This window comes from Micromonospora sp. LOL_013 (assembly GCF_048060315.1).
GTDB lineage: Bacteria > Actinomycetota > Actinomycetes > Mycobacteriales > Micromonosporaceae > Micromonospora_E.
In genome coordinates this window covers 77800-96024 of sequence record NZ_JBHMIQ010000001.1, presented here as the reverse complement: position 1 = coordinate 96024, position 18225 = coordinate 77800, and the positions used below count along the sequence as shown (strand labels likewise).

30 protein-coding genes are annotated in these 18225 nt (G+C 68.9%); 1 reads left to right on the top strand and 29 read right to left on the bottom strand.

Going from position 1 to position 18225, the window contains the following annotated elements:
* Positions 1-82: 82 nt before the first annotated feature.
* Complete coding sequence (locus ACFHWS_RS00525) at positions 83-697, bottom strand: class I SAM-dependent methyltransferase (RefSeq protein ID WP_416551408.1); 615 nt, start codon at positions 695-697, stop codon at positions 83-85.
* 651 nt (positions 698-1348) lie between these two features.
* Between ACFHWS_RS00525 and ACFHWS_RS00520 the strand changes: the two genes are divergently transcribed.
* Positions 1349-2110, top strand: coding sequence for a hypothetical protein (locus ACFHWS_RS00520; protein WP_416567412.1), 762 nt, complete (start codon positions 1349-1351; stop codon positions 2108-2110).
* Between the two features lie 7 nt (positions 2111-2117).
* Here the strand turns inward: ACFHWS_RS00520 and truA are convergent, their stop codons facing one another.
* The 28 genes from truA to rpsS form a co-directional block, all read right to left on the bottom strand.
* Complete coding sequence (gene truA / locus ACFHWS_RS00515; RefSeq protein ID WP_416551288.1) at positions 2118-2951, bottom strand: tRNA pseudouridine(38-40) synthase TruA; 834 nt, start codon at positions 2949-2951, stop codon at positions 2118-2120.
* A 143-nt stretch (positions 2952-3094) separates the two neighbouring features.
* Positions 3095-3670: a 50S ribosomal protein L17 gene (rplQ, locus tag ACFHWS_RS00510; RefSeq protein ID WP_416567411.1), complete on the bottom strand. Its 576-nt coding sequence runs from the start codon at positions 3668-3670 to the stop codon at positions 3095-3097.
* A 34-nt stretch (positions 3671-3704) separates the two neighbouring features.
* Positions 3705-4727, bottom strand: coding sequence for a DNA-directed RNA polymerase subunit alpha (locus ACFHWS_RS00505; protein WP_278173705.1), 1023 nt, complete (start codon positions 4725-4727; stop codon positions 3705-3707).
* 127 nt (positions 4728-4854) lie between these two features.
* Positions 4855-5481 carry a 30S ribosomal protein S4 gene (rpsD, locus tag ACFHWS_RS00500; protein ID WP_416567410.1) on the bottom strand — a complete coding sequence of 209 codons (627 nt, stop codon included), beginning with the start codon at positions 5479-5481 and terminating at the stop codon, positions 4855-4857.
* Positions 5482-5495: 14 nt separating this feature from the next.
* Positions 5496-5903: a 30S ribosomal protein S11 gene (rpsK, locus tag ACFHWS_RS00495; RefSeq protein ID WP_007073011.1), complete on the bottom strand. Its 408-nt coding sequence runs from the start codon at positions 5901-5903 to the stop codon at positions 5496-5498.
* Between the two features lie 61 nt (positions 5904-5964).
* Positions 5965-6345, bottom strand: a complete 381-nt coding sequence (gene rpsM / locus ACFHWS_RS00490) for a 30S ribosomal protein S13 (protein ID WP_123606127.1) — start codon at positions 6343-6345, stop codon at positions 5965-5967.
* A 242-nt stretch (positions 6346-6587) separates the two neighbouring features.
* The gene (gene rpmJ / locus ACFHWS_RS00485) at positions 6588-6701 is read right to left on the bottom strand and encodes a 50S ribosomal protein L36 (protein WP_012184307.1); all 114 of its coding nucleotides are present in this window, start codon (positions 6699-6701) and stop codon (positions 6588-6590) included.
* A gap of 88 nt (positions 6702-6789) precedes the next feature.
* Positions 6790-7011 (bottom strand): translation initiation factor IF-1, encoded by a 222-nt coding sequence (infA, locus tag ACFHWS_RS00480; RefSeq protein ID WP_007073013.1) that lies wholly within the window; start codon positions 7009-7011, stop codon positions 6790-6792.
* Between the two features lie 382 nt (positions 7012-7393).
* On the bottom strand, positions 7394-7972 hold the full coding sequence (locus ACFHWS_RS00475; protein ID WP_416567409.1) for a DUF1707 SHOCT-like domain-containing protein: 579 nt from the start codon (positions 7970-7972) through the stop codon (positions 7394-7396).
* Positions 7973-8055: 83 nt separating this feature from the next.
* The gene (gene map / locus ACFHWS_RS00470) at positions 8056-8904 is read right to left on the bottom strand and encodes a type I methionyl aminopeptidase (protein ID WP_416551284.1); all 849 of its coding nucleotides are present in this window, start codon (positions 8902-8904) and stop codon (positions 8056-8058) included.
* Positions 8905-8910: 6 nt separating this feature from the next.
* The gene (locus ACFHWS_RS00465; protein WP_416551283.1) at positions 8911-9564 is read right to left on the bottom strand and encodes an adenylate kinase; all 654 of its coding nucleotides are present in this window, start codon (positions 9562-9564) and stop codon (positions 8911-8913) included.
* Entirely contained in the window at positions 9565-10896 is a 1332-nt protein-coding gene (gene secY / locus ACFHWS_RS00460; RefSeq protein WP_416551282.1) for a preprotein translocase subunit SecY, read from the bottom strand. It abuts the gene before it with no gap.
* A 230-nt stretch (positions 10897-11126) separates the two neighbouring features.
* Entirely contained in the window at positions 11127-11570 is a 444-nt protein-coding gene (gene rplO, locus ACFHWS_RS00455) for a 50S ribosomal protein L15 (protein ID WP_278173697.1), read from the bottom strand.
* Positions 11570-11752 (bottom strand): 50S ribosomal protein L30, encoded by a 183-nt coding sequence (rpmD, locus tag ACFHWS_RS00450; protein ID WP_416551281.1) that lies wholly within the window; start codon positions 11750-11752, stop codon positions 11570-11572. Before rpmD ends, rplO begins: the two co-directional genes overlap by 1 nt.
* A gap of 28 nt (positions 11753-11780) precedes the next feature.
* Positions 11781-12395 (bottom strand): 30S ribosomal protein S5, encoded by a 615-nt coding sequence (gene rpsE, locus ACFHWS_RS00445; RefSeq protein WP_123606133.1) that lies wholly within the window; start codon positions 12393-12395, stop codon positions 11781-11783.
* Positions 12396-12464: 69 nt separating this feature from the next.
* Positions 12465-12848 (bottom strand): 50S ribosomal protein L18, encoded by a 384-nt coding sequence (gene rplR / locus ACFHWS_RS00440; RefSeq protein WP_416551407.1) that lies wholly within the window; start codon positions 12846-12848, stop codon positions 12465-12467.
* A 64-nt stretch (positions 12849-12912) separates the two neighbouring features.
* Positions 12913-13455, bottom strand: a complete 543-nt coding sequence (rplF, locus tag ACFHWS_RS00435; protein WP_416551280.1) for a 50S ribosomal protein L6 — start codon at positions 13453-13455, stop codon at positions 12913-12915.
* A gap of 17 nt (positions 13456-13472) precedes the next feature.
* Positions 13473-13880 (bottom strand): 30S ribosomal protein S8, encoded by a 408-nt coding sequence (gene rpsH, locus ACFHWS_RS00430; protein ID WP_123606136.1) that lies wholly within the window; start codon positions 13878-13880, stop codon positions 13473-13475.
* 78 nt (positions 13881-13958) lie between these two features.
* The gene (locus ACFHWS_RS00425) at positions 13959-14144 is read right to left on the bottom strand and encodes a type Z 30S ribosomal protein S14 (protein ID WP_007465272.1); all 186 of its coding nucleotides are present in this window, start codon (positions 14142-14144) and stop codon (positions 13959-13961) included.
* 3 nt (positions 14145-14147) lie between these two features.
* Positions 14148-14717, bottom strand: a complete 570-nt coding sequence (rplE, locus tag ACFHWS_RS00420) for a 50S ribosomal protein L5 (protein ID WP_278173693.1) — start codon at positions 14715-14717, stop codon at positions 14148-14150.
* Positions 14717-15037, bottom strand: a complete 321-nt coding sequence (gene rplX, locus ACFHWS_RS00415) for a 50S ribosomal protein L24 (protein ID WP_123606138.1) — start codon at positions 15035-15037, stop codon at positions 14717-14719. Before rplX ends, rplE begins: the two co-directional genes overlap by 1 nt.
* On the bottom strand, positions 15034-15402 hold the full coding sequence (gene rplN / locus ACFHWS_RS00410; RefSeq protein ID WP_123606139.1) for a 50S ribosomal protein L14: 369 nt from the start codon (positions 15400-15402) through the stop codon (positions 15034-15036). The genes rplX and rplN overlap by 4 nt, the downstream gene beginning before the upstream one ends.
* A 131-nt stretch (positions 15403-15533) precedes the next feature.
* The gene (rpsQ, locus tag ACFHWS_RS00405) at positions 15534-15824 is read right to left on the bottom strand and encodes a 30S ribosomal protein S17 (RefSeq protein ID WP_123606140.1); all 291 of its coding nucleotides are present in this window, start codon (positions 15822-15824) and stop codon (positions 15534-15536) included.
* On the bottom strand, positions 15821-16057 hold the full coding sequence (gene rpmC, locus ACFHWS_RS00400) for a 50S ribosomal protein L29 (RefSeq protein ID WP_416551279.1): 237 nt from the start codon (positions 16055-16057) through the stop codon (positions 15821-15823). The genes rpsQ and rpmC overlap by 4 nt, the downstream gene beginning before the upstream one ends.
* The gene (gene rplP, locus ACFHWS_RS00395; protein WP_123606142.1) at positions 16057-16482 is read right to left on the bottom strand and encodes a 50S ribosomal protein L16; all 426 of its coding nucleotides are present in this window, start codon (positions 16480-16482) and stop codon (positions 16057-16059) included. Before rplP ends, rpmC begins: the two co-directional genes overlap by 1 nt.
* Positions 16483-16485: 3 nt before the next feature.
* Positions 16486-17352: a 30S ribosomal protein S3 gene (gene rpsC / locus ACFHWS_RS00390; protein ID WP_416551278.1), complete on the bottom strand. Its 867-nt coding sequence runs from the start codon at positions 17350-17352 to the stop codon at positions 16486-16488.
* Positions 17352-17891, bottom strand: a complete 540-nt coding sequence (rplV, locus tag ACFHWS_RS00385; protein WP_416551277.1) for a 50S ribosomal protein L22 — start codon at positions 17889-17891, stop codon at positions 17352-17354. Before rplV ends, rpsC begins: the two co-directional genes overlap by 1 nt.
* 37 nt (positions 17892-17928) lie before the next feature.
* A complete protein-coding gene (gene rpsS, locus ACFHWS_RS00380; RefSeq protein ID WP_123606145.1) occupies positions 17929-18210 on the bottom strand; it encodes a 30S ribosomal protein S19 in 282 nt (93 codons plus the stop codon).
* Positions 18211-18225: the final 15 nt, after the last annotated feature.

The following is an 18225-nucleotide window of genomic DNA, read 5'->3' as shown; positions in this document are numbered from 1 at the left end:
TGGTGCCTGATCGGGCCTGTCGTCGGCAGCTGAGATTCGCACCACCGGGTGAGCGACTGGCACTGGCGAACCGAAGTGGCGGTCAGTCGGCGCGGTTGGTGACCCGCAGCACCCGGTAGCCCTTCTGGCTGGCGTGCCGGTCCACCTGCCAGCCCTGCTCCCGCAGCCACTGCTGCACCGAGTCGCCGCCCAGGTAGCGGGCGATGACCAGCCAGCCGACGCCGCCCGGGGCGAGGCGGGGCAGCCAGCGGGCGAGCAGGGCGTGCAGCTCCGCCTTGCCGACCCGGATCGGCGGATTGGACCACAGCTGGGTGAAGGTGAGCTCCGGCGGCACGGTGTCCGGATCGGCCACTCGGACCCGGTCGGCGACGCCGAGCCGGTCGGCGTTGAGCAGGGTGAGTTCGCGGGCGCGCGCGTTGACGTCCACCGCGTGGACCGTGGCGGCCGGTGCCTGGTCGGCCAGCACGCAGGTGATCGGGCCGTACCCGCAGCCGAGGTCGAGGAAGGGGCCGGGGTCGGTCGGCGCGGGCAGGTCGGCCTTGCGCAACAGTACGGCGGTGCCCGGGTCGAGCCGGCCGGCGGAGAACACCCCGGCGGCTGCGGCCAGGGTGTAGTCGCGGCCGGCGACCGTGAAGTCGATCTCCGACCGTACGTCCGCGGTGCCGGGTTGCGGGCTGAAGTAGTGGTCGCCGGTCACCGGGGCATTGTCGCCCAACCTGGGTACGGCGTCGACGGCGGTCATCACGATCGAAATAGGCTTATGCCCGATCTTCAATTGATGCAAGTCTTGACCGGCAGCTCTCCCCCCAATCCATCCGTTACTCTGTGCGACATGACGTACGGGTACGAATCCGGCGCGGACCGCCGGCCGATTCGACCCGATCAATCGGTTCGGCCGCCGGGGTCCGCCGGTGAACCGCCGAGGCCACCGCGCCCCCGGCCCCAGCCGCCGCCCCGACCGCATCCCCGCGCTCAGCCTCAGCCGCATCCTGGACCGCCACGTCGGCCACCGCCTGCCGCACCGCCGCAGCGCGGTGCCGGGCCGGCACACTACGTTGTGCCACCGCCGCGTGGCTTCCCTGCGCCGCAGGCATTCCGCCCACCGCAGACTTTGCCGCCGCAGGCCGTACCGAGACCGGCGGACGGCGAACCTGCTGCGCCCGGATTGTCGTCCCGTACCGCCAGGGCGCGTCGTCAGACCGGCCGCGGGCGGCCGGGTACCGCCCCGCCGCCGGGCAGGACCCCCCGACCGCGTCGCCGCCCGACCGACGGTCCCACTGAACCTCGCGGCCGGCGACCGACCGGGCCAGCCACGGCAGGGTGGTCGTCGACGAAGCTGTGGCAGGTCGTGATCAGCGGCGTCGCCGTCCTGCTGATGCTCGGCGTCTGCGGGCTTAGCTCGTACTTCATCGTCGTCGACGAACGCAACGGACGGGCGGCGGCGGGTGCCCCGGCGGCGGCACCGGCCGTGGTCCCCCGGGACATCAGCTCCCGGCAGGCCGACCCGCAGCCGCTCACCGTTGAGGAGGTCTTCCCGACCGGTGACATCGTGATCGACCCGGCCGAGCCACCGTACCGGCTGCTGAAGACCCAGATCGAGGAGCGCTGCCGGGCGGCGGTCGCCGGCGACATCGGCACCCTGCTCGACGAGCTCGGCTGCAACCAGGTGGTCCGCGGCACGCTACGGTCACCGACCGGCGAGTACCTGATCACCACCGGGGTGTTCAACCTGGCCGACGCCTCCGGCGCGGAATGGGCACACACCCGGATCAAACCGATGGTCGACGAGGAGAAGGGCCGCTTTCAGGGCATGATCGCCGACGAGGGGACCGAGGCGATCGCGCTCTCCTCCGCCCAGGTCGGCTGGCACTCGCTCGGCCACTTCCTGATGTACTGCGTGATCGCTCGCGCCGACAGCGAACCGGTGCCCGCCGACGACCCGTACGCCCGGCAGATCCTCTTCGACATGCTGCAACTGCACCTGCAGACGAACGTACTGGAAAAGCGGGCGGTGCAGCCGGCGGCAGCGGACGACCCGGCCGGGTCCGACGGCGACGCGGCAGCCGACGCGGAGGCCGACGCGGCAGCCGGCGCGGCAGCGGCTCGGTGACCGGCCGTCAGCCGGCCGCCGGTAGCCGCAGCCGGCGGGTAACGCTGGCGCGGGCCGCGTACCCGGCCGGGTCGGTGGGGTAGCCGACCTCGACCAGGGTGAGCCCGTGCGGCGGGGCGACGGTGACCTCACTGGACCGTTCCCGCCGGGTCAGCAGGCTGCCCGGCCAGTCGACCGGCCGGCGGCCGTCGCCGACGAACAGCATCGCCCCGACCAGGCTGCGCACCATCGCCTGGCAGAACGCGTCCGCCTGTACGGTGCCGACCAGTGTCCCGTCCGCGTCCCGGCGCCAGTCCAGCCGGGTGATCTGCCGGATCGTGGTGGCATGCTCCTTACGCCGGCAGTACGCGGCGAAATCATGCTCGCCGACCAGCAGGGCGGCGGCGGCGTTCAGCGCGGCCAGGTCGAGCGGACGGGGCCAGGCAAGCGTGTCGTGCCGGCGCAGCGGCTCAGCACCGTACGGGGCGTCGGTGACCCGGTACGCGTACCGCCGGTAGGTGGCGGCGAACCGGGCCTCGAAGTCGGCCGGCACCTCGGTGACCGCCCGCACCCGGACGTCGCGGGGCAGCGTACCGGCGAACCGGCGCAGCAGCGCCCCGGACCGTTCGCTCCACACCTCGGCCGGCACGTCGAGGTGGCACACCTGGCCGGTGGCGTGCACCCCCGCGTCGGTACGCCCGGCCACGGTCAGCCCGAGTGCGACGCCTGGCCCGAACGCCCGGTCGAGTGCCTCGGTCAGCACCCCGGCGACGGTCCGCCGCTGCGGCTGCACCGCCCAGCCGGAGAAGTCGGTGCCGTCGTACGCGACATCGAGCCGCAGCCGGACGTACCCCTGCCGCACCTGATCCTCCTGTGTCGCATGGTTGCCGGAAAGGTCGCATGGTTGCCGGAAAGACGGTGGGACCCGACGCTGCTGTCGCAGCGCCGGGTCCCACCGGTTGTGCTCGTGCCGACTCAGGCCGTGTCGTCGCCTTCGGCGGCGGCTCAGGCCTTGTCGTCGCCTTCGCCGGCCGGGGCTGCCTGGGTCGCGCCCGTGTCGGTGTCACCGGAGGCCGACACCGGCGGCTCGGCGTCCTGGTCGGCCGCGGTGTCCGCGTCGGTACGCGCGGCCGGTGCCTCGTCGGCACCGGCGAGCGCCTCGACCTTGTCCTGCTGGGCGGCCGCCCGACGGTCGGCCTTGGCCGGCGCCGGGGTGGTCACCACCAGCTCCTCGACCAGCTCGATGATCGCCATCGGGGCGTTGTCGCCCTTGCGCGGTCCGGTCTTCACGATCCGGGTGTAGCCACCCGGACGGTTGGCGAACCGGGGCGCGATCTGGTCGAACAGCTCGAAGACCACGTCCTTGTCCCGCACGACGGTCAGCACCCGACGGCGCGAGTGCAGGTCGCCCCGCTTGGCCTTGGTGATCAGCTGCTCCGCGAGGGGACGCAGCCGCTTCGCCTTGGTCTCGGTGGTCTTGATCTTGCCGTACCGGAACAGCGAGGTGGCCAGGTTGGCCAGCATCATCCGCTCGTGCGCGGGGCTGCCGCCGAGGCGGGGGCCCTTGGTGGGCGTGGGCATGGTTGGTGCTCCTCAGTGGTGGCGGCAGCCGGCGTTACAGCTGCTCGGTCTCGCGGTAGTCGTCGGTGTCGTAGTCGGCTTCGCTGAAGGAGTCCACGACGTGTGCCGGGTCGAAGTTGGGCGCCGAATCCTTCAGGCCCAGCCCCATCCCGGCGAGCTTCATCTTGACCTCGTCGATCGACTTCTGACCGAAATTCCTTATATCGAGGAGGTCCGCCTCGGTCCGCCCGATCAGCTCGCCGACGCTGTTGATGCCCTCGCGCTTGAGGCAGTTGTACGACCGTACGGTCAGGTCCAGCTCCTCGATCGGCAGCGCCAGGTCAGCGGCCAGCTGGGCGTCCTGCGGCGACGGCCCGATGTCGATGCCCTCAGCGGTCTCGTCCAGCTCGCGAGCCAGACCGAACAGCTCGACCAGGGTGGAGCCGGCCGAGGCCAGCGCGGTACGCGGTCCGATCGACGCCTTGGTCTCGACGTCGATGATCAGCCGGTCGAAGTCGGTCCGCTGCTCGACCCGGGTCGCCTCCACCCGGTAGGTGACCTTGAGCACCGGCGAGTAGATCGAGTCGACCGGGATCCGGCCGATCTCGGCACCGGCCTGCTTGTTCTGCGCGGCGGTGACGTACCCGCGGCCCCGCTCGACGGTGAGCTCCATGTCGAGGCGGCCCTTGCCGTTGAGAGTGGCCAGCTTGAGGTCCGGGTTGTGCACCGAGACCCCGGCCGGCGGCTGGATGTCACCGGCGGTCACGTCACCGGGGCCCTGCTTGCGCAGGTACATGCTGACCGGCTCGTCGTGCTCGGAACTGACGCACAGCTCCTTGACGTTCATGACCAGCTCGACCACATCCTCCTTGACGCCGGGGATCGTGGTGAACTCGTGCAGCACGCCGTCGATCTTGATGCTGGTGACCGCCGCGCCCGGAATGGAGCTGAGCAGGGTACGCCGCAGCGAATTGCCGAGCGTGTAGCCGAAACCCGGCTCCAACGGCTCGATGGTGAACAGGGACCTCGTGTCGCTGATCGACTCCTCGGACAGAGTCGGCCGCTGGCTGATGAGCACGTACTTCTCCTTGGGTCGGGGCGACCGCTATATGACGCCCGTCGGTCGTGCGCCCGTCGACGGGGGCCGGGCCGGTGCCGTACGTCGGTGACGCCGGTCGACCGCGACCCCCGTCGACGGGGGTGGCTCACTTCGAGTAGAGCTCGACGATCAGCTGCTCCTGAACCTGCGTGTCGATTGTCTGACGCGCCGGCATGGAGTGCACGAGAATCTTCATCTGGCTGGGGATCGCCTCCAGCCAGGCCGGGACGGTCTTGGAACCGGCCTCGCCCTGGGCGACCAGGAACGGGGTGAGCTCCTTCGACTTCGCCCGCACCTCGACGATGTCGTGCTCCTTGACGCGGAACGAGGGGATGTCGACCTTATTTCCGTTGACCATGAAGTGCCCGTGCTTGACCAGCTGGCGCGCCATGTCCCGGGACTTGGCGTAGCCAGCCCGGTACACGACGTTGTCAATCCGGGACTCCAGGATCTGCAGCAGCACCTCACCGGTCTTCGCCTGCTTGGCCACTGCTTCCTCGTAGTAGCCGCGGAACTGCTTCTCCAGCACGCCGTACACCCGGCGGGCCTTCTGCTTCTCCCGCAGCTGGAGGAGGTACTCGGTCTCCTTGGTCCGACCACGGCCGTGCTGGCCGGGCGGGAAGGGCCGGGATTCGAACGGGCACTTCGGCCCATCGCACTTGCTGCCCTTGAGGAACAGCTTCATCTTCTCCCGCCGGCAACGGCGGCAGTCAGCACCCGTGTAACGAGCCATCTCTTCCTAACCTCTCAGACCCGGCGACGCTTCGGCGGACGGCACCCGTTGTGCGGCTGCGGCGTGACATCGGAGATCTGCCCGACCTCCAGGCCGACGGCCTGCAACGAACGGATGGCGGTCTCCCGGCCAGAGCCGGGGCCCTTGACGAAGACGTCGACCTTGCGCATGCCGTGCTCCATCGCCCGCCGGGCGGCAGCCTCGGCGGCCAGCTGCGCGGCGAACGGCGTCGACTTGCGGGAGCCCTTGAAACCGACCTGGCCGGCGGAGGCCCAGGAGATCACCGCACCGGTCGGGTCGGTAATCGAGACGATGGTGTTGTTGAAGGTGCTCTTGATGTGCGCCTGCCCGTGGGCGACGTTCTTGCGTTCCTTGCGCCGGACCTTCTTGACAGCGGCTCCAGCGCGAGCCTTCGGTGGCATGAGTTTTCTGCGCTCCTATTGAACGATCGAGGTATCCGGGCGGGCCCGGCGTCGGCCAGGACTACTTCTTGCCCGGCTTCTTCTTGCCGGCGACGGTCCGCTTCGGGCCCTTGCGGGTCCGGGCGTTGGTCCGGGTGCGCTGGCCATGCACGGGCAACCCGCGGCGGTGCCGGATGCCCTCGTAGCAGCCGATCTCCACCTTGCGGCGGATGTCTGCGGCAACCTCCCGACGCAGATCACCCTCGACCTTGAAGCTGGCCTCGATGTGATCCCGGAGCTGGACCAGCTCCTCGTCGGTGAGGTCCCGGACCCGCTTGTTCGGGTCGATGCCAGTCGCGGCAAGCGTGGCGATCGAACGGGTCCGGCCGATCCCGAAGATGTAGGTGAGCGCGATCTCCATCCGCTTCTCGCGGGGCAGATCCACGCCGACTAGACGTGCCATGTGCGGGCGTACTCCTCAAGTGGTGTGCACGGAGGTCTGAGCCCGCTCCACCCCGGCTGCCCTCGCCGACCACTCAGCTGAGTGGGCCGGCATGCCGGGCCCCGGCCTCCGACCGGGGGTTGCGCCACGGACACGGCGACATGGTCACCGGGTGCTCGCGGCTGGAACGAGCATGTGCTGTTGTGCGATCGGCCGCCTGAACCGCCCCGTCGCCGGCCCGGCTCCTGCCGGTCGGCTCGGGGTCAGCCCTGGCGCTGCTTGTGCCGGGGGTCGGTGCAGATGACCATCACCCGGCCGTGCCGGCGGATCACCCGGCACTTGTTGCAGATCCTCTTGACGCTCGGCTTGACCTTCACGGTGTGCCTTACTTCCGTTGACGCCCGGCCGCGTATGCGGTGCGGGCTTGAGGACGGACACGGGACGCCCCGGCCGGCCGTCAGGCGGTTACTTGTAGCGATAGACGATGCGCCCTCGGGTGAGGTCGTACGGCGAAAGCTCGACGACGACCCGGTCCTCGGGCAGGATGCGAATGTAGTGCTGCCGCATCTTGCCGCTGATGTGAGCCAGTACCTTGTGGCCGTTGGCGAGCTCCACCCGGAACATGGCGTTCGGTAGTGGCTCGATCACTCGACCTTCGATCTCGATGGCCCCGTCTTTTTTCGGCATGTCCTCCGCTGTCCTGACGTCGGTTGCTCGGGATCGGCTCACAACACCATTCGCGGACGGACCCGTCCGGCCTGCCGACCGTACCGATTCGTCCGCGCCAGCCGCGGCTCCAGACGTCTGACGACGGGCTCGGCCCGGGTTACGGAAACCCAGGCGACACCCGATCAGACACGGCCTGCCGAAGCGCAGAGCAGGCACGCTGGAGTGGACGCTGTGCGCCGATCTATCAGTGTACGCGGGTTGTCACGCGGACAGCAAACCGCGCGCTGCCGCAGGTCAGCATACCCGACAAAGCGGCAGGAGCAGGGAGTTTACCGGCGACCCGCCGGGCGTCGGTCAGGCCGCCGGCCGACCGCTTGGCGTCCGGTGTGCGGCCGGGTGGCTACCCCTGGCCCGGGGCCGGACCGCCGGACCCACCGGACTCGTGCTCAATCCGCTTCCGTTCCGCCTTCTCCTGCCTGGCCAACTGCTGCCGGGCCTGCTTGGCCGCACACCGCTGCGGCTCGCCCTTGATCAGGCCCAGCACGGTGGTCACCAGCAGCACCGCACCCCACGGGCCGGCCACCCAGCCCGGCCAGAAGTACAGCAGGTTTTGAGCCATGACGCAGGTCACCGCCCAGATCGCGATGGTGATCCCGACCGCCGCCCCGTACCCGTCCCACTCGTTGACCAGCCACCGGCGGGTCGCACCGGGATAGCGCCCGTCCGGGCCGGGAGTCAACTCGGCGGGCAACCCGTCGGTGACGACCGGCGCCAACTGCGAGCGTCCGGCGGCGGTCACCGGTGGCAGATCGTCGAGCAGGCCGCCCAGATCACCGTACATCTTCGCCGCATAGGCCCGCTGCAACCGCTCGTCGAACTCGGCAAGATCCAGTCGACCCTCGCTCAGCGCGTTACGCAACCGCTCGGCCACTGCCTCCCGGTCGGCGTCGGCCGCCCGCATCCCGTCCCGCCGATCCATGGCTACCAGCTTGACACCCCGGTGCCAGCCCGGCCAGACCGGCACCGGGCCGAGGGGCGGCCGGAGCCGGGGCAGGCCCCGGGTCAGCGTCGAGAATCGGCCGGCTGACGGGCGGTCACCAGATCGCCGAGCCGGGAACGCCCGCCGTCCGGCTCGGTCAACACCCAGACACCGTCCGGCAACAGCGCCATCGAATGCTCGACGTGCACCGCCATCGACCCGTCCCGGGTCACCACCGTCCAGCCGTCGGCGAGTTCGTTGGTGCGGGCCGACCCTTCGGTGATCATCGGCTCGATGGCCAACGCCATCCCCGGGACCAGGCGCGGGCCCTTGCCCGGCCGGCCGTAGTTGAGCACGTGCGGGTCCTGGTGCATCTCGGTACCGATCCCGTGGCCGCCGTAGCCCTCGACGATGCCGTACCGGCCGCCCGTGCGGATCGCCCGTTCCACCGCGTACGAGATGTCAGTGAGTCGGCCGCGGCCGCTGACCGCCCCGCGCGCCGCAGCGGCGATCCCAGCCCACAGCGCGTCCTCAGCGACCGTGATCATCCGCAGCAGCTCCGGACGTACCTCCCCGACCGGAGCGGTGAAGGCCGCGTCGCCGTGCCAGCCGTCCAGTACGGCTCCGCAGTCGACCGAGATGACGTCACCGTCGCGCAGCACCTGCCCAGCCGCCGGGATCGCGTGCACCACCTGCTCGTTGACCGAGGAGCAGATGGTCGCCGGGTAGCCGTGGTAGCCCTTGAACGACGGGACAGCGCCGGCGTCGCGGATCGTCTCCGCGGCGATGGCGTCCAGGTCGGCGGTGGAGACGCCGGGGGCGATCGCCGCCCGCATCCGGGCCAGGGCATCGGCGACCACCAGGCCGGCGGCACGCATCCGGTCGATCTGCTCCGGGGTCTTGAGCTGGATGTCCAACTGCTGGCGGCGCATCGGACGCTACCCGCCGTACGAACGCAGGGCGTCGATCGCGCGTACGGTGACGTCCTCGACCGGCCCGGTGGCGTCGATCCCGACCAGCTTGCCCTGGGCACCGTAGAAGTCGACCAGCGGCGCGGTCTTCTCGGCGTACTCCACCAGGCGATGGGCGATGGTCTCGGGCTTGTCGTCGTCGCGCTGGAACAGCTCGGCGCCGCACCGGTCACAGCGGCCCTCGGTCGCCGGCGCGTCGAACTCGACGTGCCAGATCTTGCCGCAGCCGCGACAGGTACGGCGACCGGACAGCCGCCGGATCACCTCGTCGTCGTCGACGACCAGCTCCAGCACCAGATCCAGCGCGGTGCCGAGGTCGGCCAGCAGCTTGTCCAGCGCGGCAGCCTGCGGAGTGGTCCGCGGGAAGCCGTCGAGCAGGAAGCCTTCGGCGGCGTCCGGCTCGGCCAGCCGGTCCCGGACCATGTTGATGGTCACCTCGTCCGGAACCAGCTTGCCGGCGTCCATGTATCGCTTGGCCTCGACACCCAGCGGCGTGCCCTGGGAGACGTTGGCCCGGAAGATGTCCCCGGTCGAGATCTTGGGCACGACCAGGTGAGCGGCGATGAACTCGGCCTGGGTCCCCTTCCCCGCCCCGGGGGGACCGACCAGTACCAGCCTCATCTACCGGAGGAACCCTTCGTAGTTGCGCTGCATGAGTTGGCTCTCGATCTGCTTCACGGTTTCCAGACCGACACCGACCATGATGAGCACGGCGGTGCCGCCGAACGGGAAGTTCACGTACTGGTCGCTGTCCAGCCAGATGAAGAAGAAGTTCGGCAGCACAGAGATGATGCCGAGGTAGAGCGCACCGGGGAGGGTGATCCGGCTGAGGATGAAGTCGAGGTACTCGGCCGTGGGCCGGCCCGGCCGGATGCCGGGCACGAAGCCACCGTACTTCTTCATGTTCTCCGCGACCTCGGTCGGGTTGAACGTGATCGACACGTAGAAGTACGTGAAGAAGATGATCATAAAGAAGTACGTGATGATGTAGATCGGGCTGGTCGGGTTCGCCAAGTTGTTCTGGATCCACGCCTGGACCTGACCAGGGTCGTTCGGATCGAAGAACTGCAGCCCGAGCTGCGGCAGGTAGAGCACCGACGAGGCGAAGATCACCGGGATGACCCCGGCCTGGTTGACCTTCAACGGGATGTAGGTCGAGGTGCCGCCGTACATCCGCCGGCCGATCATCCGCTTGGCGTACTGCACGGGGATCCGGCGCTGTGCCTGCTCGATGAAGACCACGGCGGTGATGACCACCAGGACCAGCACGATCACCAGACCGAACATGCCCCAGCCGTGGGTGTTCTTGATCGTCCACCCCTCGCTGGGCAGCCGTGCCGCGATCGAGGTGAAGATCAGCACCGACATGCCGTTGCCGACACCCCGGTCGGTGATCAGCTCGCCGAGCCACATCACCATGCCGGTGCCGGCGGTCATCGTGATGACCAGCACGCTGAGCGTCAGCCAGGTCGGCAGGCCGGTCCCGTCGGGGATGATCGGGTAGTCGTCGCACAGGTTGTTGAACAGCTGACCGGAGCGGGCCAACGCGACGAACGCCGAGGCCTGCAGGATACCCAGGCCCAGGGTCAGGTAACGGGTGTACTGGGTGATCTTGACCTGGCCGGACTGCCCCTCCTTGCGGAGCTGCTCCAGCCGCGGAATGACCACCGTGAGCAGCTGCAGGATGATCGACGCGGTGATGTAGGGCATGATGCCCAGCGCGAAGACGGACAGGGACAGCAACGCACCGCCGGAGAAGAGGTTCAGCAGGGTGAAGACCCCGCTGGAGTCCCCGGACTCCATGACGGTGATGCACTGCTGCACGTTGCCGTACGACACGCCTGGGCTCGGCAGCGTGGCGCCGAGCCGGTAGACCGCGACGATGAAGACCGTGAACAGCAGCTTCTTGCGCAGGTCAGGCGTGCGAAACGCACTGAGAAAGGCGGAGAGCAACTTCTTCCTCCTGCGCGAGGCGGCCGCCGGATGTTCTGGCGGGTCGGGATGGGTGCGGAGCGCCCGATATCCATGGCTGGCATCGGACTCTAACAGTCCGGCGTCGGTCTGGGCAGGCGTGCCTAGAACATACACCGGTCCCGATATTAACGGGACGGAGGCTTCACCAGTAGGCCGTGGCGCCCGTCAGTCGCGGACAACTGAGCGAGCGCCACGTCCAAGCTGGGCGTTCAGAGCTCGGTGACCGAGCCGCCAGCTGCGGTGATCTTCTCCTTGGCCGACCCGCTGAACGCGTGCGCCGACACCTGGAGAGATACACCACCGAGGTCGCCGCTGCCCAGCACCTTGACCGGCTGGCCCTTGCGGACCGCACCGGACTCGGCCAACTGCTGCGGACCGACCTCACCACCGTTCGGGAAGAGCTCCGCCAACCGGTCCAGGTTGACCACCTGGTAGACGACCTTGAACCGGTTCTTAAAGCCCTTCAGCTTCGGCAGACGCATGTGGATGGGCATCTGCCCACCCTCGAACGCCGCCGGGATGTTCTTGCGGGCCTTGGAGCCCTTGGTGCCCCGACCGGCGGTCTTGCCCTTGGAGCCCTCACCGCGGCCCACCCGGGTCTTCGCGGTCTTGGCCCCCGGCGCCGGCCGGAGGTGGTGGACCTTGATCGCCATTACTCGACCTCCTCGACCGTCACGAGGTGGTTCACGGTGAAGATCATGCCCCGGATCTCGGGCCGGTCCTCCTTGACCACCACGTCGTTGATCCGCTTCAGACCGAGCGACCGCAGCGACTCCCGCTGGTTACGCTTGGTCCCGATCCCGGACCGGACCTGGGTCACCTTGAGACGTGCCATCACAGCCGCCCTCCGTTCATCTTCGCTGTCACGCCCCTGCGCCCGCGCGGGACGCGAGCATCGCGGCTGGGGCCACGTCCTCGACCGGCAGGCCACGCCGGGTGGCGACCGCCTCCGGCGACTCCAGGCTCTTCAGCGCGGCGACCGTGGCGTGCACGATGTTGATCGGGTTCGACGAGCCGAGGCTCTTGGAGAGCACGTCGTGGATGCCCGCGCACTCCAGCACCGCACGCACCGGGCCACCGGCGATCACACCCGTACCGGCGCTCGCCGGCTTGAGCAGGACCACGCCGGCGGCGTCCTCGCCCTGCACCGGGTGCGGGATCGACGCGGCGATCCGGGGCACCTTGAAGAAGTGCTTCTTGGCCTCCTCGACGCCCTTGGCGATCGCCGCCGGCACCTCCTTGGCCTTGCCGTAACCCACGCCGACCGTGCCGTCACCGTCGCCCACGATCACCAGGGCGGTGAAGCTGAAACGCCGACCGCCCTTCACGACCTTGGCGACCCGGTTGATCGCGACGACGCGCTCCAGGTGTGGGGTCTTCTCGACGGGCGCGTTGCCGCGACCGCCCTCACGGCGGTTGTCGCGGCGACCACCTTCGTTGCCACCGGACCCGCCGCCACGACGCTGTTGACCTGGCATCAGCAGCCTTCCTTCCTACTCGTGACGGGGTTTGCTTCGATTTGCGTCTGGACAGGCATCAGACGGCCGCTAGAACTCGAGTCCGGCTTCGCGGGCGGCGTCGGCCAGCGCGGCGATCCGCCCCGCGTACCGGTTGCCCCCACGGTCGAACACGACCTTGGAGATACCTGCCGCCTTGGCCCGCTCGGCGAGCAGCGCGCCCACCTTGCCGGCCAGTTCGCTCTTGGCACCCGCGGTACCCCGCAGCGACGCGTCCATGGTCGACGCGGACGCCAGGGTGTGGCCCTTGGTGTCGTCGACGATCTGGGCGACCATGTGCTTCAGGGAACGGGTGACCACCAGGCGCGGCCGCTGCGCGGTCCCGCTGAGGTTCTTGCGCACCCGGAAGTGCCGGCGCGCCCGCCCGATGGCACGCCGCGCGGAGACGCTGCCGCCCGCCCGACGCTTCAGCAACGTAGCGCTCACTGTGCTTTCCCTCCGTTCGTGACTGCGGGGCTCGCAAGCTCGCTCCTCGCACTCACTTCTTACCGGCCTTTCCGGCCTTGCGGCGGATGACCTCGCCCTGGTACTTCACGCCCTTGCCCTTGTACGGCTCCGGCGGGCGGATCTTCCGAATGTTGGCGGCGACCTCACCGACCTGCCACTTGCTGATCCCGGCCACGTGGAACAGCGTCGGCCGCTCCACGGTGAAGGTGATCCCCTCCGGGGCCGACACCAGCACCGGGTGCGAGAACCCGAGCGCGAACTCCAGGTCCTTGCCCTTGGCGGTGACCCGGTAACCCGTACCCGCGATCTCCAGGGTCTTTCGGTAACCGTCGGTCACCCCGATGACCATGTTCGACACCAGGGTGCGGCTCAGCCCGTGCAGTTCCTTGGCCTGGCGCTCGTCGTTGGCCCGGTTGATCTGGAGCTGACCGTCCTCGGCCCGCTCAACGGTGATCGACTCGGGCAGGACGTGCGACAGCTCGCCCTTGGGGCCCTTGACCGTGATGGTCTGGCCATCGATCTTGACATCGACGCCGGCCGGCACCGGGATCGACTTACGTCCAATACGCGACATTGTTACCAGTCTCCCGATTACCAGACGAAGGCGAGGACTTCCCCGCCCACGCTCCGCTTACGGGCCTGCCGGTCGGTGAGCAGCCCCTGGGACGTCGAAATGATCGCCACGCCCAGGCCGCCGAGCACCCGGGGCAGCTCATCCGACTTGGCGTACACCCGCAGACCCGGCTTGGACACGCGCTTGATCCCGGCGAGGCTGCGCTCCCGGTTCTGGCCGTACTTCAAATCGACCACCAGCCGCCGGCCGACGGCACCCTCTGCGGGGTCCTCGACCTGCCAGGTCGAGATGTAACCCTCGGCCTTGAGGACCTCGGCGATGTTCGCCTTGACCTTCGAGTACGGCATCGTCACCCGGTCGTGGTACGCCTGGTTGGCGTTGCGCAGACGGGTCAGCATGTCTGCGATCGGGTCGGTCATCGTCATGGGTCTCGTCAACCTTTCTCGCCGGGGTTCCCGGTGGCTGTGCCACCGGGCCTACGGCGAAGACCTGTCAAGGTGGGGTTACCAGGAAGCCTTGGACACGCCGGGCAGCTCACCGCGGTGCGCCATCTCCCGGATGCAAACCCGGCAGAGGCCGAACTTGCGGTAGACCGCCTTGGGCCGCCCGCACCGCTGGCAGCGGGTGTACGCGCGCACCGAGAACTTCGGCTTCGCGGCGGCCTTGATGATCAGCGCCTTCTTGGCCATAGCTCAGTTCTCCTTGAACGGGAAGCCCAGGAGCTTGAGCAGCGCCCGGCCCTCGTCGTCGGTCTTGGCGGTGGTCACCACCGTGATGTCCATGCCCCGGGTGCGGTCGATCCGGTCCTGGTCGATCTCGTGGAACACCGACTGCTCGGTGAGCCCGAAGGTGTAGTTGCCGTTGCCGTCGAGCTTGCGACCGTCCAGCCCGCGGAAGTCCCGGATCCGGGGCAGCGCGATGGACAGCAGCCGGTCCAGGAACTCCCACATCCGGTCGCCGCGCAGGGTGACCTTCGCCCCGATTGGCATCCCCTCGCGGAGCTTGAACTGCGCGATCGACTTGGTCGCCCGACGCACCTGCGGCTTCTGACCGGTGATGGTGGCCAGGTCACGCATGGCGCCGTCGATCAGCTTGGCGTCCCGGGCGGCCTCGCCGACACCCATGTTCACGACGATCTTGACGAGCCCCGGAACCTGCATCGGGTTCGCGTACTGGAACTGCTCACGCAGTTGCGCGATGGTCTCCTCGCGGTACCGCTGCTTGAGGCGCGGCGCCGGCCTGGTCTGGGTAGCGGTGGTCATCACAGGTCCTTACCGTTGCTACGCGCGATCCGCACCTTCTGGCCGCTGTCGTCGAACCGGTAACCGACCCGGGTCGGCTTGCCGTCGGAGTCGAGCACCTGCACGTTCGAGACGTGGATCGGAGCTTCCTGGGTGACGATGCCACCGGTCTGCCCGCCGCGCTGGGTGGTCTGGATGCGGGTGTGCTTCTTGATCCGGTTCACGCCTTCGACGAGGACCTTGTCCTGCCGTGGGTAGGCCGCGATGACCTTGCCCTTGGCACCCTTGTCCTTACCGGCGATGACGACGACCGTGTCGCCCTTCTTCACCTTCACGGTCACAGCACCTCCGGCGCCAAAGAAATGATCTTCATGAACCGCTTGTCCCGCAGCTCACGCCCGACCGGGCCGAAGATGCGGGTACCGCGCGGGTCCCCACCGTCCTTGATGATGACGGCAGCGTTCTCGTCGAAGCGGATGTACGACCCGTCCGGCCGCCGCTTCTCCTTCGCGGTCCGGACCACGACGGCCTTCACCACGTCGCCCTTCTTCACGCCGGCGCCGGGAATCGCGTCCTTGACCGTCCCGACGATCACGTCGCCGATGCCTGCGTAGCGCCGACCGGAGCCACCGAGCACCCGGATGCACAGGATCTCCCGGGCACCCGTGTTGTCGGCGACACGCAGTCGCGACTCCTGCTGGATCACGTCTATCTCCTATGTCTGCCAGTCCTCCGGTCACCCGGAGCTTGGAAGAACCTGGTCCGCGCTACGCGCGGGCTGCCATCCGGACCCGACCGACCCGAACGCCGCGCGACGGCGGCGGACGGGTCGCCCGGCTACTTCGCCTTCTCGAGGATCTCGACGACCCGCCACCGCTTGGTGGCGGACAGCGGCCGGGTCTCCATCAGCAGCACCCGGTCACCGACCCCGCACGCGTTCTGCTCGTCGTGTGCCTTCAGCTTGCTGGTACGGCGCATGACCTTGCCGTACAGCCGGTGCTTGACCCGGTCCTCGACCTCGACGACGACGGTCTTTTCCATCTTGTCGCTGACCACGAGCCCTTCGCGAACCTTGCGGCGGGCCCGGACGACCGTTGCGCCCTGCTCGGGGGCGGTGTTCTCACTCATGATGCAGCCACCTCAGTCGGCGCGGCGGAGAGTCCCAACTCACGCTCACGCATGATCGTGTAGATCCGGGCGATCTCCCGACGGATGACCTGCAGCCGGCGGTTGTTGTCCAGCTGACCGGTCGCGGCCTGCACGCGGAGGTTGAACAGCTCCGCCTTGGCCTCCCGCAGCTTCGTGACCAGCTCCTGCTCGGAGAGTTCACGCAGCTCGGCGGCCGAAACGCCCGCTGCCATCAGCTTTCACCCACTTCGCGCGTCACGATGCGGCACTTCATCGGGAGCTTGTGGATCGCACGACGCATCGCCTCACGCGCGATCTGCTCGTTCGGGAAGGACATCTCGAAGAGCACCCGTCCCGGCTTGATGTTGGCGACCCACCACTCGGGCGAGCCCTTACCGGACCCCATCCGGGTCTCGGCCGGCTTCTTGGTCAGCGCCTGGTCGGGGAAGACCGTGATCCAGACCTTGCCACCACGCTTGATGTGGCGGGTCATGGCGATACGGGCCGACTCGATCTGACGGTTGGTCACATACGCCGGCTCGAGCGCCTGGATACCGAACTCGCCGAACACCACCCGGGTGCCGCCCTTGGCGGCGCCAGTACGGCTCGGGTGATGCGGCTTGCGGAAGCCCTTCGGGGGCTTGCGCGGGATCAGCATCTGTCAGCCCTCCTGCGCTGAGCTGTCCGCTCCGGCCGAAGCGGCCGGAGTGGCCGGCGCGGCATCAGCCGGCGCGGCACTGCTGGTCGTGGTCGACGGGCCACCGGAAATCCCCGCGGCGGCCGCTCGGCCGGCCTCGGTGCCACCGGCGGTCGTCCCGCTGGAGCCGGAACGCCCGCGACGGGGCCGGTCCGGCCGCTCCCGGCGGGGACGGCTGGGCGCCTCGGCCGGAGCCTCCCGCCCCGGGACCGCGTCGCCCTTGTAGATCCACACCTTGACGCCGATGCGGCCAAAGGTGGTCCGGGCCTCGAAGAAGCCGTACTCGATGTTGGCCCGCAGCGTGTGCAGCGGCACCCGACCCTCGCGGTAGAACTCGGTACGGCTCATCTCCGCACCGCCGAGCCGGCCGGAGACCTGCACCCGGATACCCTTGACAATCGGGTTCTTCATCGCCGACTGCATGGCCTTACGCATCGCCCGCCGGAAGCTGACCCGGCTGGCCAGCTGCTCGGCGACGCCCTGCGCGACCAACTGTGCGTCCGACTCGGGGCTCTTCACCTCGAGGATGTTCAGCTGCACCTGCTTGCCGGTGAGCTTTTCCAGCTTGCCCCGGATCCGGTCCGCCTCGGCGCCTTTGCGGCCGATGACGATGCCCGGGCGGGCGGTGTGGATGTCGACCCGGACCCGGTCACGGGTCCGCTCGATGTCCACCTTGGAGATGCCGGCCCGCTCGAGACCGCTGGACATCATCCGGCGAATCTTGACGTCCTCGGCGATGTAGTCCTTGTACAGCTTGTCCGCGTACCAGCGCGACTTCCAGTCGGTCGAGATGCCGAGCCGGAACCCGTGCGGGTGAACTTTCTGACCCATTACTCGGCACCCTCCGTGCTGCTCTGCTTGCCGCCGGCCGGCTCGTTCGCGGTCGTGCCGCCCTGCGCCGTGCTCTCGGTCTGCTCCACGGCCGCCGGCTGCGCGTCGGTCGGCTGGGCCTTCTTCGCGGCCTTCGCCGGCTGGGCCTTGGCCGCGCGCCGCGTCGGCTTCGCCGCGACGACGGCCTCCACCGCGATGGTGATGTGGCAGGTCCGCTTACGGATCCGGTACGCCCGGCCCTGCGCCCGTGGCCGGTACCGCTTCAGCGTCGGACCCTCGTCCACGAACGCCTCGCTGACCAGCAGCGCGTCGGGGTCCAGCTGCTCGTTGTTCTCGGCGTTGGCGATCGCGCTGGCCAGCACCTTGTACACCTGCTCACTGGCGGCCTGCGGCGCGAACTGCAGGACGGTGAGTGCCTCCTTCGCGGGCAGACCGCGGACGAGGTCGACCACCCGACGCGCCTTCATCGGCGAGATGCGCACGTACCGCGCAACCGCCCGCGCGCCCGGAAGCACCGGAGCGTCGCCCTTCACTGGCATCGCTGTAACCCCTTGATCCTCTATCCGTGCCCGCGACTCAGCGCCGACGGCTCTTGCGGTCGTCCTTCTCATGACCCTTGAAGGTGCGGGTCAGGGCAAACTCGCCGAGCTTGTGCCCGACCATCGACTCGGTGATGAACACCGGGACGTGCTTGCGCCCGTCGTGCACGGCGATCGTGTGCCCGAGCATCTCCGGGGTGATCGTCGAGCGCCGCGACCAGGTCTTGATGACGTTCTTCGAGCCCTTGTCGTTCTGCGTCTCCACCTTCTTCATCAGGTGGTCGTCGACGAACGGGCCCTTCTTCAGGCTGCGAGGCATGTGCTACCAGACTCC